The organism is Nocardioides sp. cx-173 (assembly GCF_021117365.1).
Classification (GTDB): domain Bacteria; phylum Actinomycetota; class Actinomycetes; order Propionibacteriales; family Nocardioidaceae; genus Nocardioides.
Map to the genome: position 1 here is coordinate 2,391,072 of NZ_CP088262.1, position 13,334 is coordinate 2,404,405.

13 protein-coding genes are annotated in these 13,334 nt (G+C 72.2%); 8 read left to right on the forward strand and 5 right to left on the reverse strand.

Annotation, left to right across the window (positions count from 1 at the left end):
* Positions 1-98 precede the first annotated feature (98 nt).
* Positions 99-803, forward strand: coding sequence for a maleylpyruvate isomerase family mycothiol-dependent enzyme (locus LQ940_RS11605; RefSeq protein ID WP_231243614.1), 705 nt, complete (start codon positions 99-101; stop codon positions 801-803).
* A complete protein-coding gene (locus LQ940_RS11610; protein ID WP_231243615.1) occupies positions 797-1,477 on the forward strand; it encodes an MBL fold metallo-hydrolase in 681 nt (226 codons plus the stop codon). The genes LQ940_RS11605 and LQ940_RS11610 overlap by 7 nt, the downstream gene beginning before the upstream one ends.
* A gap of 284 nt (positions 1,478-1,761) precedes the next feature.
* Here the strand turns inward: LQ940_RS11610 and LQ940_RS11615 are convergent, their stop codons facing one another.
* The 5 genes from LQ940_RS11615 to LQ940_RS11635 are packed head-to-tail and all read right to left on the reverse strand — an operon-like array spanning position 1,762 to position 6,009.
* The gene (locus LQ940_RS11615) at positions 1,762-2,865 is read right to left on the reverse strand and encodes a 2Fe-2S iron-sulfur cluster-binding protein (RefSeq protein ID WP_231243616.1); all 1,104 of its coding nucleotides are present in this window, start codon (positions 2,863-2,865) and stop codon (positions 1,762-1,764) included.
* A 5-nt stretch (positions 2,866-2,870) separates the two neighbouring features.
* A complete protein-coding gene (locus LQ940_RS11620) occupies positions 2,871-3,173 on the reverse strand; it encodes a hypothetical protein (RefSeq protein ID WP_231243617.1) in 303 nt (100 codons plus the stop codon).
* The gene (locus LQ940_RS11625; RefSeq protein WP_231243618.1) at positions 3,173-4,336 is read right to left on the reverse strand and encodes a Rieske 2Fe-2S domain-containing protein; all 1,164 of its coding nucleotides are present in this window, start codon (positions 4,334-4,336) and stop codon (positions 3,173-3,175) included. The genes LQ940_RS11620 and LQ940_RS11625 overlap by 1 nt, the downstream gene beginning before the upstream one ends.
* 51 nt (positions 4,337-4,387) lie before the next feature.
* Positions 4,388-5,248 (reverse strand): SDR family NAD(P)-dependent oxidoreductase, encoded by an 861-nt coding sequence (locus LQ940_RS11630; RefSeq protein WP_231243619.1) that lies wholly within the window; start codon positions 5,246-5,248, stop codon positions 4,388-4,390.
* On the reverse strand, positions 5,245-6,009 hold the full coding sequence (locus LQ940_RS11635; RefSeq protein WP_231243620.1) for an SDR family NAD(P)-dependent oxidoreductase: 765 nt from the start codon (positions 6,007-6,009) through the stop codon (positions 5,245-5,247). The genes LQ940_RS11630 and LQ940_RS11635 overlap by 4 nt, the downstream gene beginning before the upstream one ends.
* A 57-nt stretch (positions 6,010-6,066) precedes the next feature.
* Between LQ940_RS11635 and LQ940_RS11640 the strand changes: the two genes are divergently transcribed.
* The 6 genes from LQ940_RS11640 (at position 6,067) to LQ940_RS11665 (ending at position 12,887) form a co-directional block, all read left to right on the forward strand.
* Positions 6,067-7,401, forward strand: a complete 1,335-nt coding sequence (locus LQ940_RS11640) for a flavin-containing monooxygenase (protein ID WP_269214791.1) — start codon at positions 6,067-6,069, stop codon at positions 7,399-7,401.
* Entirely contained in the window at positions 7,398-8,009 is a 612-nt protein-coding gene (locus tag LQ940_RS11645) for a TetR/AcrR family transcriptional regulator (RefSeq protein WP_231243621.1), read from the forward strand. The genes LQ940_RS11640 and LQ940_RS11645 overlap by 4 nt, the downstream gene beginning before the upstream one ends.
* A complete protein-coding gene (locus tag LQ940_RS11650; protein WP_231243622.1) occupies positions 8,006-8,938 on the forward strand; it encodes an alpha/beta hydrolase in 933 nt (310 codons plus the stop codon). Before LQ940_RS11645 ends, LQ940_RS11650 begins: the two co-directional genes overlap by 4 nt.
* Positions 8,939-8,948: 10 nt before the next feature.
* The gene (locus LQ940_RS11655) at positions 8,949-10,136 is read left to right on the forward strand and encodes an acyl-CoA dehydrogenase family protein (protein WP_231243623.1); all 1,188 of its coding nucleotides are present in this window, start codon (positions 8,949-8,951) and stop codon (positions 10,134-10,136) included.
* Between the two features lie 76 nt (positions 10,137-10,212).
* Positions 10,213-11,316, forward strand: a complete 1,104-nt coding sequence (locus LQ940_RS11660; protein WP_231243624.1) for an acyl-CoA dehydrogenase family protein — start codon at positions 10,213-10,215, stop codon at positions 11,314-11,316.
* A gap of 11 nt (positions 11,317-11,327) precedes the next feature.
* A complete protein-coding gene (locus tag LQ940_RS11665) occupies positions 11,328-12,887 on the forward strand; it encodes a long-chain-fatty-acid--CoA ligase (protein ID WP_231243625.1) in 1,560 nt (519 codons plus the stop codon).
* The last annotated feature ends 447 nt before the right edge of the window (positions 12,888-13,334 follow it).

Genomic DNA, 13,334 nt, shown 5'->3' on the forward strand with positions numbered 1-13,334 from the left:
TCAAGCCGACGCGACCGACATCTCAGACTCTCACGCGCCGCCGACAGTCCGGAATCACGGACTCCCGCCCGCACCACGTCATGCGCGAGGATGGAGGCATGACGACCCCTGACGCGACCGACGAGCTGGTCGTGGCCACCCAGCGCCTGGTGCGCAGCGTCGACGCGCTCCGGGACGAGCAGTACGGCGCACCGTCGCTGCTGCCGGACTGGTCGCGCGGCCACGTGGTGGCCCACCTCGCGCTCAACGCCGAAGGGCTGGCCGGGGTGCTCACCGGGGTGGTCACCGGCGAGCCGCGCACGACGTACGCCTCGGAGGCGAGCCGCGACGCGGACATCGAGCGGCTGGCCGCCGCCTCCCCCTCCGCTCTGCGCGAGCGCCTCTTCGCCTCCACCTCCGAGCTCGCCGAGGCGATCGCCGCGGTGCCTGACGGCGCCTGGGACACCGTCCTCGAGCGAACCCCCGGCGGGACGACGTTCCCCGCCGGCGCCGTCCCCGGGATGCGCCTGCGCGAGGTGGAGGTCCACCACGCCGACCTGGACGCCGGCTACACCGCCGCCGACTGGCCGCCCCGCTTCACGGTGCGGCTGCTGCGCTCGATGGCGCGCCGCACCCCCTCGGCGGAGCCGTTCACGGCCGACCCGCACGACCTCGACGGGACCTGGCAGTGTGGTGCCGTGACCGAGGGCTCCCCCGTCGTGCGCGGCAGCGCCGCCGACCTGGCGTGGTGGCTCGCCGGTCGCGGCGACGGAGCAGCACTCACGACGGACGGCGGCGCGCTGCCGAGGATCGAGGCATGGTGAGCGACGAGTACACCGGCGACGTGCAGGTCGGGGCCGGCCCCGACGTGCGCGAGCTGCCGCACCTGAGGATCACGAAGGTGGCCGTGGACGAGCAGATGAGCAACAACTGCTACGTCCTCACCTGCTTGGCCACCGGCGATCAGGTGCTCGTCGACGCGGCCGCCGAGCCCGAGACGCTGCTGCCCCTCATCGGGGACGCCGGCCTGACCACCGTCGTCACCACCCACCGGCACTGGGACCACCACCGCGCCCTCAAGGCCGTCGTCGACGCCACCGGGGCCCAGGTCGTCTCCGGCGAGCCGGATGCGGCGGCGATCACCGAGCAGACCGGCGTCCCGGTCACCCGCACGGTGGGCGACGGCGACACGGTCGCGGTCGGCGACTGCACGCTGGAGGTGATCGCGGTGGCCGGCCACACCCCCGGGTCGATCACGCTCGTCTACCGCGACCCCGAGGGGCACCCGCACCTCTTCACCGGCGACTCGCTGTTCCCCGGCGGCGTCGGCAGCACCTTCGGCGACGACGCGGCGTTCGCCCAGCTCATCGACCAGGTGGAGACCAAGCTCTTCGGCACCCTGCCCGACGAGACCTGGTTCTACCCCGGCCACGGCGACGACTCCACCCTGGGCGCCGAGCGCGCCTCGATCCCTCAGTGGCGCGAGCGCGGTTGGTGACCTCGCCAAGCCCCGGGGCGCGCTTCATCCCGCCCCGAGAGGCGGGATGAGTCGGCGACGCTGCCCCGAGACGTGGGGGGACGGACGGGACAGCTCGCGATGCCGCCTCGGAGGGCCAGCGGGAGGGGGGATTCCCCTGGCCGAGCACCGAGGCTGCTGGCCACGATTCAACCCGGGAACGGCGCCGCAGTCACCTGTTACCGACCATTTACTTTTGTGGACTAGACCAGGTATTTCCGGCCGTCTTTGTTACCGATCTGTGGATCTTGTGGATGTCGGGGTGCTCAGCTGTAGGTGACCTTGACGGTGTCGGTGACGGGGAGCGCCTGACAGGCGAGGCGGATGCCCTCGGCGAGGTCCTCGTCGTCGAGGACGTCGTTGTGGATCAGCTTGACCTCGCCCTCGAGCAGGCGGACGGCGCAGGCCGAGCACTCTCCCTCGCGGCACGAGTACGGCGCCTTGATGCCCTTCGCCTCCAGGTGGTCGAGCATCTTGGTGCCGCCCTCCCAGTCGTCGAAGGCGTACTGCTCGCCGTCGAGCTCGACCTCGAGGCGGGCCGGGCCGCGCGAGGTGCCCGCCGCGTCCTCGGCGGCATCCTGCTCGTCGGTCTCGGCGGCGCTGATCTCGCTCTCCGCGACCTCGACGTCGTGCAGGTCCCCGAACGGGTTGCCGCCGAGCGAGACGAACCTCTCCTGGTGGCGGCGCTCGCGCGGGAAGCCGAGCTCCTTGAGCGCGGCGACCGTCATCTTCATGAACGGCGCCGGCCCGCAGACGAAGGCGTCGTACGACGAGTGGGCGGCCGCGAACGCCGTGAGCTGCGCCTGGGTGGGCAGTCCCTGCACGGACTCCAGCCAGTGGACGACGTGGAGCCGGTCGGGGCGCTCGGCGGCGAGCCTGCTGAGCTCGCCGGCGAAGATCACCGACGACTCGTCGCGGTTGGCGTAGAACAGCACGATCCGGCCGGCGCCCTGCGCGAGCGCCGTACGGACGATCGAGACGATCGGGGTGATCCCCGATCCCCCGGCGAACAGCAGCAGGTCGGCGTCCAGCGAGGCGGGGGTGAAGATGCCGCTGGGCGGCAGCACGTGCAGACGGTCGCCCTGGCGCAGGTGGTCGCAGATCCAGTTCGAGGCGTAGCCCTCGACCGTGCGCTTGACCGTGATCGTCAGTCGGCCGGTCTCGGCGTAGGTCAGGGGGCTGCTGGACAGCGAGTAGCAGCGGGCCGCCACGCCGGTGCGGTCGCTGGGCACGGCGACGGTGAGGAACTGCCCCGGCGTGTAGGCGAAGTGGTCGGCGTGCTCGTCGGGCACCTCGAAGGTGATCGAGTGCGCGTCGGCCGTCTCCTCGACGACGTCGCAGACCGTGAGGTCGAACGATGCGGTGTCCATGTGGGTCAGTAGCCGTCCTCGGCGCCGATCGGGACCCGGCCCTCGCGCACCGCGGCGTCGATGCTGGCCGTCAGCCGCGGACAACCCTGGTGGTAGTCGCGACCGTCAGTCCCAGCGTCTCGCCTGGCGAGCTCGGGACACCCATCGCGGGCCTTACGGCTCCACTGGATCGAGGTGTGGTGCTCGCTGTTCTTCTTCACGCCCACCCGCGCCAGGCAGTCCAGGCAGGCCACCTCGGTGAGCCGGGCGCTGGTGTAGAGCCGCTGGTCCTCGAGGGTGTCGGCGCGGGTCGGGACGAAGGACGCCATCAGGTGCCCGTCATCACCGAGGGCGTGTCGCTGGAGCTCTCGGCCGAGTCGTCCTGGGCCTGCCGGGCGAGATTCTGCGCGACCTCCTCCTGCCAGTACTCGTTGGCCTTGGTGGTGTCGACCTCGAACTCGAAGCGGTCGACCATCTCGGGCTGCACGTCGGCCCGGTCGACGTAGAACTGCTCGTACCACCGGCGCAGCTGGTAGACGGGGCCGTCCTCCTCGCACAGCAGCGGGTTCTGCACGGGCACCTTGTTCTTCCAGATGTGCACGTCCTGCAGGAAGCCGCCGCCGAACATCTCGTTGTACTTCCTGCTGATGTAGGCGGCGGTCTTGTCGTCGATGCCCTCGGGCTTCTTGACCGTGATGCCGTACTGCAGCGTGAACGAGTCGGGCCCGGTCGGGATGTGGCAGTTGATCAGGATGACCTCGGTCTCGAAGCCCTTGTAGTCGACCTGCAGCCAGTTGACCATGTACGCCGGCCCGAAGTAGGTCGCCTCGGACTTCAGGAACAGGTCGACGTCGCCGTAGCCGCCGCTCATGTCGGGGCGGCCCTTGGACTCCATGAACTGGGTCGCCTGGTGGCCCTCGAAGACGTTGCGGAAGCTCGTGGGGAACGAGAAGTGCACGTAGTAGAAGTGCGCCATGTCGACGACGTTGTCGATCAGCTCGCGGCAGTGGGAGCCCTCGATCGGCACGACCTCCCAGCTCCAGTCGGTGTACGCGTCGGTGCCGACCCCGGGCAGCTCCGGCGGGAGGACGTCGTGGTCGGGCGCCGAGCCCTCGACGTCGTGCCAGATCAGGAGCTGGCCGTTGCGGACGGCCGTGTCGTACTTCTGGGTGCGGGCGCGCAGCGGCACCCGGCGGGCGTAGGGGATCGCCTTGCACTTGCCGTCGCCGCCCCAGCGCCAGTCGTGGAACGGGCAGGCGATCTCGTCGCCCTTGACCGTGCCCTGGGTCAGGTCGCCGCCCATGTGGCGGCAGTACCCGTCGAGGACGTGGAGCTCCCCCTTCGTGTCCTCCCACACGACCAGCTGTCCGCCGAACGCCTCGATCCGGTGCGGCAAGCCGTCGGTGAAGCTCTCGGCGAGACCGAGGCAGTGCCAGCCGCGGGCGAAGCGCTCCGGCGGCGTGCCCCGGTCGAGGATCCTCGTGTCGCTCATCGTGTGCCTCTCTCCGACCGTGACTGCGGGATGGAGCCGTACTAGAACAGGTTATAGTTTTCGGGGCGGAGAGGAAAGTGCCGCGGCGCGGGCCGCCTGGAGGGCGCGTTGCTTGGCCACGAACCGCACGGACATCCGCTGGGTCGTCACCGGCGCCAGCCGACCGATCAGCCAGGTCGCCCGTGCGGTCCGCGGCGTCACCAGCAGGCCGCGGTCGTCGCGGACCGCCCGCAGCACCTCCTGGGCGAGGACGTCCGGATCGTGCGGGCGGCGCACACCCTGTCCCTTGAGGAAGTAGTCACGGCCGTGGAAGCGCCCCACCGCACCCTTGTCCAGGATGGGGGTGTCGACGGCCGAGGGGCAGACCGCGGTGACCCCCACGCCCTTCGCCGCCGCCTCGGAGCGCAGCGCCAGCGACAGCCCGACGACCGCGTGCTTGGTCATGACGTAGCTGGTGAGCAGGCCCGCTGCCATCAGCCCGCCCATCGAGGCGGTGTTGACGATGTGGCCGGCCCCTTGCCGCACCATGACCGGGTACGCCGCCGCCACGCCGTGCACCACGCCGCGGATGTTGACGTCGATGATCGCGTCCCACTGGGCGAGCGTGAGCTCCTCGGTCTCCCCGCCGAGCGAGATCCCCGCGTTGTTGAACATCAGGTCCAGCCGGCCCGCGGCCGCGACCACCTCGTCGACCGCAGCCTGGACGCCCGCCGCGTCCGTCACGTCCAGCTCGAGCGGCCGCGCCGACCCGGGTCCGCGGACGCTGTCGGCCGTCCGGGCCGCGGCGGCCCGGTCCAGGTCGGCCACGACCACGTGGTCGCCGGCGGCCACCAGTGCCCGGCAGAGGGCGGCTCCGATCCCGGAGCCGCCGCCGGTGACGATCGCCTGCCGACCGGCCGCGGGCCCGCTCACGCGAACGCCCTCGTCACATGGCCGTGGATGTCGGGGTAACGGGCGAGGTGGGCGCCGCCGTTGAGGTCGAGCACCTCACCGGTGAGCCACTGCGCCTTGGCGACGTAGACGACCGCCTCGGCGACCTCCTCCGGAAGACCCGCCCGGCCCAGCGGGGTGTTGGCGAGGTAGTCGTCCTCGATGCCGGGGATGTCCATAGCGGGCGCCGTCAGCGGCGTGAGGACCAGGCCCGGCGAGATCGCGTTGACCCGTACCCGTCGCGGCGCCAGCTCGAGCGCCGCGACCTCGGTGAGCATCGCGAGGCCGGCCTTGGCGGCGCAGTAGGCACCCATGCCGGTGCCGGGCTGGCGGGCGTTGAGCGAGGTCAAGGAGACCAGCGCTCCCCCGTCGCTCACCACCCGGCCGGCGTGCTTGAGCACCAGGAACGCACCCGTGAGGTTGACCTCGATCACCCGCCGGAACTCCGCGGCGTCCAGCTCGGTGAGCAGCCCGAGCGTGCTAACGCCGGCGCTGTTGACCACGATGTCGACACCTCCGTGCTCGGCGGCGACCGCGGCGAACAGCGCCTCGACCTCCGCCTCGTCGGTCACGTCCACTGCGGGGTCGGTCGCCAGGTCGGCCACCACCACCGTGCAGCCGTCGGCCTCCAGCGCCCTCGCGGCGGCGGCGCCGATGCCGGACGCCCGCCACGACGACCGCGATCCGGTGCTCCTGCTCCATGTCTGCCACCCTTGCTCGGCGCCGCTGTTGACGCGTGTCAAATCTCGCCCTAGCGTGCCGCTGGTCACGTCCCGTGTCCAGCGTTCAGCGGAGGCCCCATGTCACGACGCAGCAACCGGCCACGCGCCGCGGTGATCGGCGCCGGCATCAGCGGGCTCACCGCCGGCAAGATGCTGGGCGACTACGGGGTCGACTACACCTGCTTCGAGGCCTCCGACCGGGTGGGCGGCAACTGGGCGTTCGGCAACCCCAACGGCCACAGCAGCGCCTACCGGTCGCTGCACATCGACACCTCCAAGCACCGGCTGTCGTTCAAGGACTTCCCGATGCCGGAGGACTACCCCGACTTCCCGCACCACACCCAGGTCAAGGCCTACCTCGACGACTACGCCGACGCGTTCGGGCTGCGGGAGCGGATCGAGTTCGAGAACGGCGTGCAGCACGCCGCGCGTCTCGACGACGGCGGGTGGGAGCTCACCGACCAGGTCGGCGACGTACGCCGCTTCGACCTGCTGGTCGTCGCCAACGGCCACCACTGGGACCCGCGGACGGCCGACTTCCCGGGCGAGTTCACCGGCGAGTCGATCCACTCGCACCACTACATCGACCCCACCGACCCGCTCGACTTCAAGAAGAAGCGGATCCTGGTCGTCGGCATCGGAAACAGCGCCGCCGACATCGCGGTCGAGCTGTCGAGCAGGTCACTGCAGAACGAGGTCACCCTCTCCACCCGGTCCAGCGCGTGGATCGTGCCGAAGTACATGGGCGGGCTGCCGGCCGACAAGTACTTCGTCACCATCCCCCAGATCCCGCTGCACTGGCAGCGGTGGGTGCTGCAGAAGATGCAGGTGATGGCCGGCTCCAACCCCGAGCTGTACGGCCTGCCGAAGCCCAACCACAAGTTCTTCGAGGCGCACCCGACCCAGTCCGTCGAGCTGCCGCTGCGGCTCGGCTCCGGCGACATCACGCCGAAGGGCGACGTAGCCCGCCTCGACGGTCGGACCGTCCACTTCGAGGACGGCACCGCGAGCGAGTTCGACATCATCGTCTACGCCACCGGCTACAACATCACCTTCCCGTTCTTCGACCCCGGCTTCATCAGCGCCCCGGACAACCGGATCCGGCTGTTCAAGCGGATGTTCAAGCCGGGCATCGAGGACCTGGTGTTCATGGGCTTCGCCCAGGCGACGCCGACGCTCTTCCCGTTCGTCGAGGCGCAGGCCCGGCTGCTCGCGGCGTACGCCGTGGGACGCTACGCGCTGCCGAGCACCGAGGAGATGGAGCGGATGATCGACGCCGACCAGGAGCGCTACACCGGGCACGTGCTCGACCGGCCGCGGCACACCCAGCAGCTCGACTACTTCGTCTACGAGCACGACCTGCGCGCCAAGGAGCTGCCCGCCGGCGTACGGCGTGCGGCGGCGGTCCGATGAGCACCCAGACCCGCGCCCACCGGGGCGACCAGCGCCGCGCCGCCCTGCTGGGATCGCTCGACGAGATCCTGCGCGAGCGCGCGGGCCTCGACGACTCGAGCCTGGACTCCATCAACATCGCCGAGATCTCCCGGCGGGCCGGGGTGACCCGCTCGGCCTTCTACTTCTACTTCGAGAACAAGCAGGCCGCGGTCGCGGCGCTGATGGAGGAGATGTACGAGGCGATCGCGACCGGCAACCGGCTGCGCACGGACGGCACCCCGACCGGGCGGATCACCGCCACGATCGTGGGGCTCTTCGACGCGTGGGAGGCCCACCGGCACCTGTTCCGCGCGATGCTCGACGCGCGGGCGACCAGCGCCGCCGTGCGCGAGCTGTGGGACAGCGACCGGCTGTCGTTCGTGGCGCCGGTCGCCGCGATGATCAGCGCCGAGCGGGCGTCCGGACGCGCGCCGAACGGGGCCGACGCGACGGCGGTGGCCAGCGTGCTGCTCGAGCTCAACGACCGGATGCTCGAGCGCCTCGCCCACGGCGGCGACCGGGCGGCGATCCAGGAGGCCGTCATCGAGATCTGGCTGCGCACGATCTACGGGCGGACCGAGCGGTGAGCGTCCGCGCCGACGTCCGCTTCGACTCAGCGGGCGTGGCCTGTGCGGCCTGGCACTTCCCCGGCGTGGGCGACGGGCTCGCCACCGCCGCCGGCCGTCCGGCGGTCGTGATGGCGCACGGGCTGGGCGGCACCAAGGACTCCGGGCTGGAGCCCTTCGCCACCCGGCTCGCCGCCGCCGGGCTGGAGGTGCTCGCCTTCGACTACCGCGGCTTCGGCGCCAGCGAGGGCAGCCCGCGCCAGCGGGTCTCGATGGCCGGCCAGCTCGAGGACTACCGCGCCGCGATGGCGGCGGCCGCCGCGCTGCCGGGCGTCGACCCGCGACGGCTCGTGTTGTGGGGGGTCTCGCTGGCCGGCGGGCACGTCCTGGCCGCGGCCGCGGGTCGCGACGACGTGGCGGCGGTCGTCTCGCTCACCCCGCTCGTCGACGGGCTGGCCGCCGGCCGGCACGCCCTGGCATCGCACTCCCCCGCCTCGATCGTGCGCTCGACGGTGGCCGGGCTGCACAGCCGCGCCGGCCGCGTCCCCGTGACGATGCCCATCGTCGGCCGGCTCGGGGAGACCGCCGCGCTCACGCTGCCCGGCCTCTACGAGGACTACACCGCGCTCGCCGGCCCCACCTGGGTCAACGAGGTCGACGCCGCGGTCGGGCTCAAGCTCGGCGGCCACCGGCCGGGACGGCTGGCCAAGCACGTGCGCTGTCCGATGCTGGTGCAGATCGCCGACTTCGACCGCAGCGCGCCGCCGCACGCCGCCGCGAAGGCGGCGGTCAAGGGCCGCGCGGAGGTCCGCCACTACCCGTGCGACCACTTCGACGTGTGGCCGGGCAAGGAGTGGTTCGAGGCGGCCGTCGCGCACCAGGTGCGGTTCCTCGGCCGGCACCTGGCGACGGACCGATCGACAGTGGACCGAAACGAGAACGCGTTCTAGTCTGGCGTGCATGCGCGTCGCCCTGAACGCCGACCAGGTCCGCCTGCGGGAGGAGCTCCGGGAGTACTTCGCCGAGCTCGTCACGCCTGAGCGCCGGGCCGGCCTCGCCTCGGCCACCGGCGAGTTCGGCGACGCGACGGTCTACCAGGACGTCATCCGCCAGGTCGGCGCGGACGGCTGGCTCGGCATCGGCTGGCCCCGGGAGTACGGCGGTCAGGCGCGCTCCATGGTCGAGCAGCTGATCTTCACCGACGCTGCGGCCGTCGCCGGCGTGCCGATCCCCTACCTGACGCTCAACACCGTCGGACCGACGATCATGCGCTACGGGACCGAGCAGCAGAAGGAGTACTTCCTGCCGCGGATCCTGCGCGGCGAGCTCCACTTCTCGATCGGCTACTCCGAGCCCGGGTCCGGCACCGACCTCGCGTCGCTGCGGACGAGGGCGGTGCGCGAAGGCGACGAGTGGGTCGTCAACGGCCAGAAGATGTGGACCTCGCTGATCCAGTACGCCGACTGGATCTGGCTGGCCTGCCGCACCGACCCCGACCTCCCGCGCCACCGGGGCCTGTCGATGATCCTGGTCCCGGCCGACGCGCCGGGTGTCTCCTACACACCGGTGCACACGGTGGCCGGCGTGGGCACCAGCGCGACGTACTACGAGGACGTGCGGGTGCCGGCGGGCAACCTGGTCGGCGAGCTCAACGGCGGCTGGGCGCTGATGACCAACCAGCTCAACCACGAGCGCGTGGCGCTCACCTCGGCGGCGCCGCTCGTGCACTCCCTGGCGTTGGTGCGCGAGTGGGCGCAGCAGACCAAGAACCCCGACGGGCAGCGGGTGATCGACTCGGAGTGGGTGCAGATCGCGCTGGGCCGGGCCCACGCCCGGATCGAGGCGCTGAGCCTGGTCAACTTCAAGCTCGCCGCCGACGCGGACGCCGGGGTCGCGCTGTCGCCGGCGGAGGCGTCGGCGACCAAGATCTACGGCTCGGAGCTGGCGACCGAGGTCTACCGCTCGCTGATGGAGATCGTCGGCCCCAACGCCGGCATCACCGGCGCGTCCGCGGGGGCGGTCCTCGCCGGTCGTCTCGAGCGCTCCTTCCGCTCCGCGCTCGTCATGACCTTCGGCGGCGGCACCAACGAGATCCAGCGCGACATCATCGGCTACGTCGGTCTCGGCCTCCCCGCCGCCAAGCGCTGACCACCATGTCCGGCGGTCGAGGTGCGAGGCCCGCCAGGGCCGAGCCTCGAGACCCGGTGAGACGAGAGGCAACCTGATGGACTTCACCTTCACCCCCGGGCAGGACGAGGCCGCGACGCTCGCCGCGCGGATCCTCGAGGACCGCACGAGCACCGACCGGTTGCAGGAGGTCGAGGCCGGCGGCGACCGGTTCGACCGGGCGCTGTGGGGCGAGCTGGCCTCGGCCGGGCTGCTCTCGCTCGCCGTACCCGAGGAGCACGGCGGCGCCGGTCTCGGGCTGGTCGAGCTGTGCCGGGTGCTGGTCGAGGTCGGGCGCACGGTGGCGCCGGTGCCGCTCGCCGTCCACGGTGCGGCGGCCCTGCTGCTGGCCGAGCTCGGCAGCGACGAGCAGCGGGCGGCCTGGCTGCCCGGCGCCGCCACCGGCGAGACCGTGCTGAGCGCGGCCGTCGCCGAGGAGCGCGCGCACCTGCCCGCCCGGCCGACGGTGACGGCCACGCTCGACGGTGACGGCTGGACCCTGTCGGGCTCCAAGGCGATCGTGCGGGCCGGTCTCGCCGCGGCGGCGGTCCTGGTCACGGCCACGACCCCCGACGGCGTCGGCGTCTTCCTGGTGGAGCCGGGGGCGGGCGGCGTCGACCTCGTCGAGCAGCACACGAGCGACGGCGACGCGGTCGCGCGGCTCGACCTGGCGCGTGCGCCCGGCGCGCCGGTCGGCAGGGTGGACGGCACCGCCGCGCAGCGTCTCGGTCTGCTGCTGACGGTGTGCTCGGCCGCCGAGCAGCTGGGCGTCACCGAGGGCGCGCTGGCCCTGACGGCGGCGTACGCGAAGACCCGCGAGCAGTTCGGCCGGCCGATCGGCAGCTTCCAGGCGGTGTCGCAGCGGCTGGCCGACGGCTACATCGACGTCCTGGCCCAGCGGCTCACCCTGTGGAGCGCAGCGTGGCGGCTCTCCGAGGGCCTGCCGGCCGAGACCGAGGTCGCGACCGCGAAGCTCTGGGCGGCCGACGCCGGCCACCGGCTCGCCCACACGACCGTCCACGTGCACGGGGGCGTCGGCATCGACCTCGACGGCGAGGCGCACCGCTACTTCACCAGCGCGAAGCGCTTCGAGTTCCTCTTCGGGGGTGCCACCGAGCAGGCCCTGACCATCGGCCGCGCGCTCGCGACCGAGCCCGTCTGAGGGCGCCGGCGATGACCGAGGAGCAGCTGACCGTCCGCAACCAGCTCCTGGCGCGGCGCGGCGACACGCGCGCGGGGCTGCTGTTCGGTGACGACTCCTGGACCTGGGACGAGGTGGTGGCCGCCTCGTGCGTGCGGTCCGCGGTCGTCGCCTCGCTGCTGCCGGCCGGCGAGCCGCCGCACGTGGGCGTGCTGCTCGACAACACCCCGGAGTTCGCGTTCCTGCTCGGCGGCGCCGCGCTGGGCGGGCAGGTGGTGGTCGGGTTGAACCCGACCCGCCGCGGCCCGGCCCTCGCGGCCGACGTCGCGCGCGCGGACTGCCAGGTCGTGGTCGCGGACTCGACCTACGCGGGCCTGCTGGGCGACGTCGACGTGCCCGTGCTCCTGACCGACGGACCGGCGTGGGCGGGGCTGCTCGCGGAGCACGCGGGCGCCGGCGTACCCGACGTCGAGGTCGGGCAGGACGACCTGATGATGCTGATCTTCACCTCCGGCACGTCGGGCGAGCCCAAGGCCGTCAACATCACCCAGGTGAAGGTGGCATTCCCCGGCCTCTTCCTCGCCGACCGGTTCGGCCTGGGCCCCGGTCACGTCGCGTATCTGTCGATGCCGATGTTCCACTCCAACGCGATCATGGCCGGCTGGGCGCCGGCGCTCGCGTCCGGCACGACGATGGCGTTGGCGCCGCGGTTCAGCGCCTCCGGCTTCCTGGCCGACGTACGGCGCTACGGAGCGACGTACGCCAACTACGTCGGCAAGCCGCTCACCTACGTCATGGCCACGCCCGAGCGACCCGACGACGCGGACAACCCGCTGCGCATCGTCTTCGGCAACGAGGCCAACGAGCGCGACATCGACGCCTTCGGCCGGCGCTTCGGCTGCGTCGTCGTCGACTCCTACTCCTCGACCGAGAACGCCGTGGTCGTGCAGCGGGTGCCGGAGATGCCGCAGGGCTCGCTCGGGAGGCCCCTGGACGGGGTGAAGGTGCTCGACCCGGTGACGATGGAGGAGACGCCGGACGCGGAGTTCGGGCCGCACGGCGAGCTGCTCAACGCCGACGCGGCGACCGGAGAGCTGGTCAACGCCCAGGGCGCCGGCGCCTTCGCCGGGTACTACAAGGACCCCGACGCGGAGTCGGAGCGGATGCGCGGCGGCATCTACTGGTCCGGCGACCTGGCCTACCGCGACGCCGACGGCTTCGTCTACTTCGCCGGTCGCACCGCCGACTGGCTGCGCGTCGACGGCGAGAACCTCGCCGCCGCCCCCATCGAGCGGATCCTGCTGCGCCACCCGGCGATCTCCGAGGCGGCCGTCTACGCCGTCCCCGACGAGTCCGTGGGCGACCAGGTCATGGCCTCGCTGATCACCCTCTCCCCGCTGGGCCCCGACGACCTGGAGTCCTTCCTCGCCGACCAGCCCGACCTGTCGCCCAAGGCCTGGCCGCGCTACGTGAGGCTCGTCGACTCCCTCCCCCGTACCGCCACCAACAAGGTCCTCAAGCGCCAGCTGTCCGCCGCCGGCGCCGCCGACCCCACCTGGACCCGCGACCCCCGCGGCACCACCTACCGCTGACCGCCCGCATCTCGTCGGTCATCGAGGTGGAGCGGCGGCAGCGGCCTACTTTCGGTGGTCGAGGTGCGAGGAGCGCCAGCGCTTGTCCTGAGGTGCGAGCGCAGCGAGCCTCGAAGGGACGAGCCTCGAGACCGAGTGAGCCGACAAGCAGCCTGGGGTACGGCGGTCGGGTCGCCGCGGGGGTCTCGAGGCTCAGGCGTTGCACGCCTTCGCACCTCGACCACCGAACGGGGCGCACCACCTCGGTGGTCGAGGTGCGAGGAACGCCAGCGCTCGTCCTGAGGTGCGAGCGCAGCGAGCCTCGAAGGGACGAGCCTCGAGACCCGCGTCCTCTCGGTGGTCGAGGTGCGAGGAGCGCCAGCGACGAGCCTCGAGACCCAGTGAGCCGACAAGCGGCCCGGGGTACGGCCGTCAGGCCGCGGGTCTCGAGGCTCAGGCGTTGCACGC